Annotated in this window: 8 protein-coding genes; all 8 read left to right on the top strand. The window is 61.8% G+C overall.

Annotation, left to right across the window (positions count from 1 at the left end; translation table 11 throughout):
* Positions 1-561, top strand: a 561-nt coding sequence (locus tag GHO41_RS18500; protein ID WP_256678799.1) for a helix-turn-helix domain-containing protein, incomplete at its 5' end; no start/stop codon positions are given.
* A gap of 203 nt (positions 562-764) precedes the next feature.
* Entirely contained in the window at positions 765-2,078 is a 1,314-nt protein-coding gene (locus tag GHO41_RS18495; protein WP_256678798.1) for an ABC transporter substrate-binding protein, read from the top strand.
* Positions 2,079-2,106: 28 nt separating this feature from the next.
* Entirely contained in the window at positions 2,107-3,429 is a 1,323-nt protein-coding gene (locus GHO41_RS18490; protein WP_153434307.1) for an ABC transporter substrate-binding protein, read from the top strand.
* Positions 3,430-3,546: 117 nt separating this feature from the next.
* A complete protein-coding gene (locus tag GHO41_RS18485) occupies positions 3,547-4,446 on the top strand; it encodes a branched-chain amino acid ABC transporter permease (protein ID WP_048368662.1) in 900 nt (299 codons plus the stop codon).
* On the top strand, positions 4,447-5,391 hold the full coding sequence (locus GHO41_RS18480; protein WP_048368661.1) for a branched-chain amino acid ABC transporter permease: 945 nt from the start codon (positions 4,447-4,449) through the stop codon (positions 5,389-5,391).
* Positions 5,388-6,158, top strand: coding sequence for an ABC transporter ATP-binding protein (locus GHO41_RS18475; RefSeq protein ID WP_048368660.1), 771 nt, complete (start codon positions 5,388-5,390; stop codon positions 6,156-6,158). The genes GHO41_RS18480 and GHO41_RS18475 overlap by 4 nt, the downstream gene beginning before the upstream one ends.
* Positions 6,155-6,802 (top strand): ATP-binding cassette domain-containing protein, encoded by a 648-nt coding sequence (locus GHO41_RS18470; protein WP_048368659.1) that lies wholly within the window; start codon positions 6,155-6,157, stop codon positions 6,800-6,802. Before GHO41_RS18475 ends, GHO41_RS18470 begins: the two co-directional genes overlap by 4 nt.
* 8 nt (positions 6,803-6,810) lie before the next feature.
* Complete coding sequence (locus tag GHO41_RS18465; protein WP_153434306.1) at positions 6,811-7,965, top strand: iron-containing alcohol dehydrogenase; 1,155 nt, start codon at positions 6,811-6,813, stop codon at positions 7,963-7,965.
* Positions 7,966-8,040: the final 75 nt, after the last annotated feature.

The raw sequence follows: 8,040 nt of genomic DNA, 5'->3' as shown, positions 1-8,040 counted from the left end.
TTCAACCGCTTGGCGTTGGGCAAAATACTGCGCCAGCAACAGCAGGTCTTCGCCGCGCTCACGCAAGACCGGGACCTGGCCGACGATGTGCGTTTGGGGCGGTTTCGTGAAGACCTGTTTTACCGTTTGAACGTCATCACGGTGGACATCCCGGCCTTGCGTGAGCGCGGCGAAGACCTGCTGTTGCTGGCGCAGTATTTTGCCCAACGCCAAGCGGTTGAAGAGGGCGTGAGCCCGATCCAGTTTTTGCCCGATTGCGTGGCGGCGCTGCGCCGTCATCGCTGGCCCGGCAACGTGCGTGAACTGAAGAATCTGGTCGAGCGCCTGACCATTCTGTTGCCGGGGCAAGGCATCAGCGCGGTGATGTTGCCCGCGCCCTTGCAAGGGCAAGAGGTGGAGGCATCCGGCGTGCTGGGCGACCAGCTCGAACGTGCCGAGCGCGAGCTTGTGACCGATGCGCTTAGCCGCTCGGCGGGCCACAAAGGTCTGGCCGCGCAATTGCTCGGCATTTCGCGCCACGCGCTCAAACGCCGCCTGCAACGGCTGGGCATTGAGCGCTAAGCGCTCACACCCGCGCGCAGGTTGAGCGCAAACCGCTCAACACACCCGCAAATCCTGTAGGAGCGAGCTTGCCTCGCGATCTTTTGACCCTTTAAAAGATCGCGAGGCAAGCTCGCTCCTACGCGTTGTTCACCTTGGCACAGCCCTTGCTCTGTCCCTTCCCGCACTCCAACAAGAGGCGTTTTCAACGCCCAAAGGAATTTATGTCCCCGTTGCGTCAATGGGCCTATGGCCTCCTGACCCTGAGCACTCTGCTTGCCAGCCCCTTGTCCAGCGCCGACGTCGGCCGTCTGGAATTAGGCGTGCCGGCCGCTGACGCCGACCTGACCCTGGGCTGCCTGTACCCGATGACCGAGCGCGCCGCCATTTATGGCCACGACAGCATCCTCGGCATTCAAGTCGCACTCAATGAATTACAAACCCGCCGCGTGGCCGGTGAGCCCGTGCCGCGCCTGCGGGTAATTGTCGATGACGACCAGTCCAAAGCCTCCTACGGCGTCAGCCTGGCCAAGAGCTTTATCCACAAGGACGGCGTGCAAGTGCTGTGCGGCATGGTTTCGTCCGGCGTGGCGCTGGCCGTCAGCCAACTGGCCCGCCAGGAAAAAGTACTGATGATCGGCTCCGATCACGCCTCGTCGCGCATGACCCTGGAAAACGGCCACCCGTACTATTTTCGTGTGACCAATGACACTTGGACCTCCATGGCGGCAGGTGCGCGGTACCTGCAAGCCTTGCAGAAAAAGACCGGCTGGAAGCGCCTGGCATTTATTGGCCCTGACTACGAATACGGCCATGTGTCCCGCGATGACTTGCACGAAGCCCTGAACCAGTTGGGGGTTAAGTTCGATGACGTCATCGAGTTGTGGCCGCGTCTGTACGAGCCCGATTACTCGCCGTATATCACCGCACTGGAACAGGCCCGGCCCGACATCATCGTCTCGGCGATCTGGGGCGGCGACTTCCATGCCTTCGTCAAACAGGCCGCCGGTAGCCGCTTGCTGGAAACCTCGCGGCTGGCGAACTTCGACACCGGGGCCAATTACGACTTTCTAGTGTCGCTGGGCAACAAGGCGCCTGCTGGGTTGATTCTTTCGGCGCGCCACCACAACAACTGGCCCGACACCCCGCGCAACCGCTCGTTTGTCGAGCGCTTTCATCAGTTGAGCGGGCGCTATCCGACCTACGCTGCGCAAGGCGCCTACAGCGTGGTGATGGTGATGGCCAAAGCTTTTGAGAAAACCGGCGGGGTGACCGACACCCAGGCCCTGATCCGTGCCCTCGAAGGCCTGGACATCGCCTTGCCCGAAGACCCGCCCGGCAGCTTTTCACGCATCGACCCGGTGACCCATCAAATCCAGCAGAGCCAGGCCATTGGCACGCCGGTCAGCAATACCGATTACCCGCCTGCCCAACTGATGCTGGGTGACTGGTCGGTGTATTCGGCGCAAGAGCTACAGCTCGACAGCGCCACCCTGAAGCGGCGTCTGGCCGCGCGTAAACCCGTCGCCGAGCCCTAGCGGCTCGACCTTTGACCGAGAAGCAAGCATGAATAATTCCAAGAAAAGCATGTTGAAACACCCTTTGGCCTTTGCCATCACGGCTGCCGGGCTGGCGCTTTCATTGAGTACCGGGGTACACGCTGCTGAAAACGGCAAATTCCGCATTGGCGTGGTGACCTTCTTGTCAGGCCCAGCCGCTGGCCCATTTGGCGAGCCGTCAGCGAATGCCGCCAAGGTGCTGGTCGAAGGCTTAAACAAAGGCCAGTTGCCTGCGCCTTACGACAAGATCGGCATCAACGGTGCCGAAATTGAAATGGTCATGATTGACGAAGCGGGCGGGGCGGCCAAGCAGGTCGAAGAATTCCGCAACCTGGTGCAGCGCCAGAAGGTCGATGCGGTGGTGGGCTATATCTCTTCCGGTGACTGCCTGGCCATTGCGCCGGTTGCCGAAGAGCTGGGCGCCATGACGGTGTTCTACGACTGCGGCACCTCGCAGTTGTTCAAAGAAGACAAAACCCCGCATTACGTGTTCCGCACCAGCCTCGATGCGGCGGTGGACAACATTGGCGCCGCCCGTTACCTGGCCAAAGTGCGCCCGGACGCACAGAAAGTCGCCGGTATTCAGCAGAACTACGCCTGGGGCCAGGACAGCTGGAACGACTTCACCCACTCCATGGAGCAACTGATGCCCAAGGCCAAAGTGGTGGAGTCGCAAATGCCCAAAGTGTTCCAGGGCCAGTACGGCGCTGAAATCTCCGCGATCTCGGTCAAGCGCCCGGACATCATCCACTCCAGCTTCTGGGGCGGCGACATGGAAGCTCTGGTGTTGCAAGCCAACGCCCGTGGCTTGCTCGAAGACGCCACGGCGGTACTGACCTGCGGCGAGTCGGCCATCGACCGTTATAAGGATCAGGCGCCTAACGGCATGATCATTGGTGGCCGTGGCCCGTTCGGTGCCTTTGCGCCGGATAACACCCTCAACGGCTGGTTCAAAGGCCAGTACCAGGCCGCCTACAAAACCGCGCCGACGTACCCGGCCAGCAAAATGGCCCAGGCCATTCTGGGCCTCAAGCACGCGGCGGAAAACGCCAAGGTTGAGCCAGGCAAAATCCCGACCCCGCTGCAAATCGCCCAAGCGTTCAAGGGTGCGACCTTTGAGTCGGTGTCCGGCACCGTACAAATGGCCCGCGCCGATGGCCATCAAGCCATGCAAGGGATTGCCTACGGCGAATACCAATACGATCCGACGACCAAAAAAGGCGGCGTGCAAAACGTCATCGCCTTCTCGGGCGAATGCGTGACCCCGCCGGATGGCACCACCGCGCTGGACTGGATCAAGGCCGGCTTCCCCGGCGCGCAGTGCAACTGATCCGTTAACGGCCACTGTAGGAGCGAGCTTGCCTCGCGATCTTTTAAACGATCAAAAGATCGCGAGACAAGCTCGCTCCTACAGGTATTGCCACCTTCTTGCCAAGGTAGGACCTCAATGATGAGTCTTTTCGCGGTGCTGATAGACGGCACCATTTATGCCTCGTGGCTGTTTCTGGTCGCGGCCGGGCTCACGGTGATCTACGGGGTGATGCGCATCCTGAACATGGCCCACGGCAGTTTTTATGCCATTGGCGCCTACACCGCTGCGTCTCTGGTGGGCTGGTATTTCAATAACGGCATTGGCCCGGTCTGGGTCGGGTATCTGCTGATGCTCGGTTGCGCACTGGTGGCCGGGCTGATCGTCGGGCTGATCATCGAGCGCGGCCTGCTGCGTTTTATGTACGGCCGCGACGAAGTGCTGATGGTGATCATCACCTACGCGCTGCTGCTGATCCTCGAAGACACCATGAAGATGATCTGGGGCGTAAACCCGTATTTCGCCTATCAGCCCTATGCCGAGATGGGGCGCAGCGCGCTGGCCGGGCTCAAGGTGTCGAATTACGACCTGATGCTGGTGGGCATCTCGCTGGTACTGGGCCTGGGCCTGTGGTTATGGCTGGAGCGTACGCACCAGGGCAAGGTGCTGCGCGCAGTGATCCACGACCGTGAAGTGGCCATGGCCATGGGCGTCAACGTGCGGCGCATGTTCACCCTGGTGTTTGTGCTCGGCACCATGCTCGGCACGCTGGCGGGCGCCTTGACCGCACCGGCGATCTCGGTGGTGCCGGGCATGGGCGTTGAAGTCATCGTGCTGGCATTTGCCGTGGTAGTAATCGGCGGCATGGGCAGCATCGAAGGCGCCGCAGTGGGCGCCTTGCTGGTGGGCTTGAGCCGCGCCGCTGCCGTGCATTACGCGCCGGAGTTCGAGCTTTTTGTGATCTACGGGGTGATGGCGCTGGTGTTGGCCGTGCGTCCTCAAGGGCTGTTCGGCCGTGTACTGGCGAGGAAAATCTAAATGCGCCTGAGTAAAACCGAATTGATTCTGCTCGGCGTTGCCGTGCTGCTGGCTGCAGGCGGCGTAATCGCCCCGCAATGGCTGGTGTTTTTGCTGACCATGGCGCTGGCCAAGGCCATGGTGGTGCAAGGCGTGGTCATGCAAATGCGCGCCGGGCTGGTGACCTTTGGCCAAGGCTTGTTCTTCTGCATCGGCGGTTACGCGGTGGGCATGAGCGGGCACTTCCTGGACATCACCGACCTGGCCCTGCTGCTGGTGATCGGAGTGGGGGCGGCAGTGTTGCTGGCCATGCTGCTGGGGCTGTTGATGACCCGCTACCGGGAGATTTTCTTCGCCATGCTGTCGCTGGCGTTCTCGATGATTTTGTACGGCGTGCTGGTCAAAAGCTCGGCGCTGGGCAGCACTGACGGTTTCAACGTCAAGGCCTGGACCCTGTTTGGCTGGACACCCGCTGCCGGGCAGGCGCCGCTGGCGCTGTTTATCATCATCGTCGCCTGCTCGGGGCTGCTGGCGGTGTTGCTGCACCGCTACAGCCGCAGCAGCGCCGGGATGATGTGCGAAGCCATCCGTGAAAACGAAGTGCGCGTCGAATACCTCGGCCAGTCACCGCGCTGGGTGCTGTACATGAACTACGTCGCGGCCGCTGCCGTGTCGGCGTTGGGTGGCGGTTTCATGGCGTTGTCGGCCGGGCACATCGACCCGGAAATGGCCTACTGGATCACCTCCGGCGAATTCGTCTTCATCGCCCTGCTGGGCGGTACTGCCCACGTCGCCGCGCCGTTTATCGCGGCCATTCTGTTTGCCGTGGTGCGCACCTATGCCATCGAGCTGGTGCCGCACAGTTGGCAGATGATTCTGGGTTTCACCCTGTTGGCGATCATTGTGTTCCTGCCTAAAGGCTTGTGGAGCCTGTTCACCGGGCAAGCGCGGAGGGCAAAGGCATGAACTGCATTCTTGAAACCCAAGGGCTGTGCAAGGAATTTGGCGCCGTAACGGCGGCCAAAGACGTCAACGTGCGCATCCACAAAGGCGAAGTGGTCGGGGTGATTGGCTCCAATGGCGCCGGTAAAACCACGTTTATCAACATGGTCACTGGCTACCTGAAACCCAGCCGTGGCGAGATCCTGTTCAACGGCCAGTCGATCCTTGGCCGCACGCCCAGGGCCATCACCCGGGCGGGCATGGCGCGTTCGTTTCAGGTCGCGCAGTTGTTCCCGCAACTGAGCGTGCTGGACAACCTGCTGATTGCCGTTTCGGCTGCGCAAAGCCCATTTCCGTCGCTGCTGGCGCCGATGCGCAATGCGTCACGCATTGCCCAGGCGGATGCGATTCTGGCCGAGTTCGACATCAGCCGCTGGCGCGACACGCTGGTCACGGCGGTACCCCAAGGCGTACGCAAATTGATCGACATTGCCATGGCGTTAATCGGTGACCCGCAAATGCTGCTGCTCGATGAGCCCACCAGCGGCGTCAGTGCCGAAGAGAAAACCGCCCTTATGGACACCGTGATGCGCGTGGTCGCACAGCATCAGGTGACGGTGCTGTTTGTGGAACATGACATGGACGTGGTGCGCCGCTACGTGTCGCGAATTCTGGCGTTCTACAGCGGTGAAGTGCTGGCCGACGGGGCACCTGAAGCGGTACTGGCCAACCCCCGCGTGCAAGAGTTTGTCACCGGCGGGCCAAACGCTCACAAGAGGGCAGCGCAATGAGTCTGGATATTCGCAACCTGCACGTTTCGATCGAAGGCGTGCCGATTTTGCATGACGTGTCGTTGCACGTGGGCGCCGGGCAAATGGTCGGTTTGATCGGCCATAACGGCGCCGGGAAAACCACGTTGATCCGCACCATCATGGGCCTGCTCGAGGCTGACTCGGGGTCGATCACATTTGCCGGCCAGGACCTGCGCAACCGGCCGGGGTTTACCCGCGCCGCAGCGGGTATCAGCTACCTGCCCGAAGACCGCCGATTGATCCCGGCGCTGACTGTCGAAGAGAACATCTTGCTGCCGGTCTGGGCCAACAAATTGCCTGACAGCCAGCGCCGACTGGAATGGGTCTACAGCCTGATTCCGGAGATCGCCCAGTTCCGTGAGCGCAAGGCCATGCAATTGTCCGGCGGGCAACAAAAGCTGGTGGCGCTGGCGCGGGCGTTGATGCCGGGGCACACGTTGCTGTTGCTCGACGAGCCGTTTGAAGGGGTGGCGCCGGTGTTGTCCCGGCGCCTGAGCGAAGTGATCGCCAAGCTCGGCCGTGAAGGGCTGTGCGTGCTGATATCTGAATCCGATGACACTCATTCTGCCGATCTGGTCGATGCGCTCTTTCGCATCGAGCGCGGCAGCGTGACCGCAGGGTAGGGACCGCCATGTCAAAATTTACCTTTGAAACCACACCACGGGTGATCTGCGAAATCGACGGCGCACTGCGTCTGGGTGCCTTGTGCCGAGAACTGAATGCCGAGCGGGTGTTGCTGGTCAGCGACCCCGGTTTGCTACGCGCAGGCTTGCTCGACGCGCCGATCAACGCCATGCGCGACAGCGGTTTACAAGTCACGTTGTACAGCGACGTGCAGGCCGACCCGCCGGTGGCCTGCGTGGAAGACGCGGTGGCGGTGGCGCGCGAATGCCGCGCGCAGGCGGTCATCGGCCTGGGTGGCGGCAGCTCGCTGGACATCGCCAAACTGGTGGTCTTGCTCTGCGGCCACGAACAACGGTTGGAGGACATCTACGGCATCGGCCTGGCCAAAGGCCCGCGCTTGCCGCTGATCCAGGTTCCGACCACCGCAGGCACGGGGTCGGAAGTCACGGCGGTGGCCATTGTCACCACCCCGAGCCACGAGAAAAAGGGCGTGGTCAGCCCGCTGCTGTACCCCGACATCGCGTTGCTCGATGCGCGGCTGACGGTCGGCTTGCCCGCCGCTGTCAGCGCCATGACCGGTGTGGATGCCATGGTCCATGCCATCGAGTCCTACACCAGCGCGCACAAAAAGAACGTGCTGTCGGATGGCCTGGCGGTGCAGGCATTGACCTTGCTGGCGGCCAACATGGATCGCGTGCTGGCCGAGCCCGGTGATTTGCAGGCGCGTTCGAACATGTTGCTGGGCTCGATGCTGGCGGGCATGGCCTTCGCCAACGCGCCGGTGGCAGCAGTGCATGCGCTGGCGTATCCGCTGGGCGGGCATTTCCATGTGCCCCACGGCTTGAGCAATGCCTTGGTGCTGGTGCCGGTGTTGAACTTCAACCGCCCGGCCGCCGAAGCCTGGTACGCGCAATTGGCCAGTGCGGTGTTACCGGGGCAGCGCTTCGCCAGCCCCCGAGAGGCGTGCGACGGCTTTATCGACTTTATGACCCGACTGGTGGCGCGCATGCCGTTTGCCCAGCGCCTGAGCGAAGTGGGTGTCACCGAATCAGACATCAATCAACTAACCGATGACGCCTTGAAAATCGAGCGCCTGCTGATCAACAACCCCCGCCCACTTGACCGCGACGACATCCACGCCCTCTACACCTCGGTGTTGTAAACCACCTCGGTTTCCTCGTAGGAGCTGCCGCAGGCTGCGATCTTTTGATCGTTAAAAGCTCGCAGCCTTCGGCAG

Source organism: Pseudomonas sp. FSL R10-0399 (genome assembly GCF_009600165.1).
GTDB lineage: Bacteria > Pseudomonadota > Gammaproteobacteria > Pseudomonadales > Pseudomonadaceae > Aquipseudomonas > Aquipseudomonas helleri.
Note: the sequence above shows the minus strand (reverse complement) of the source record. Positions and strands in the feature narration are given on the sequence as shown.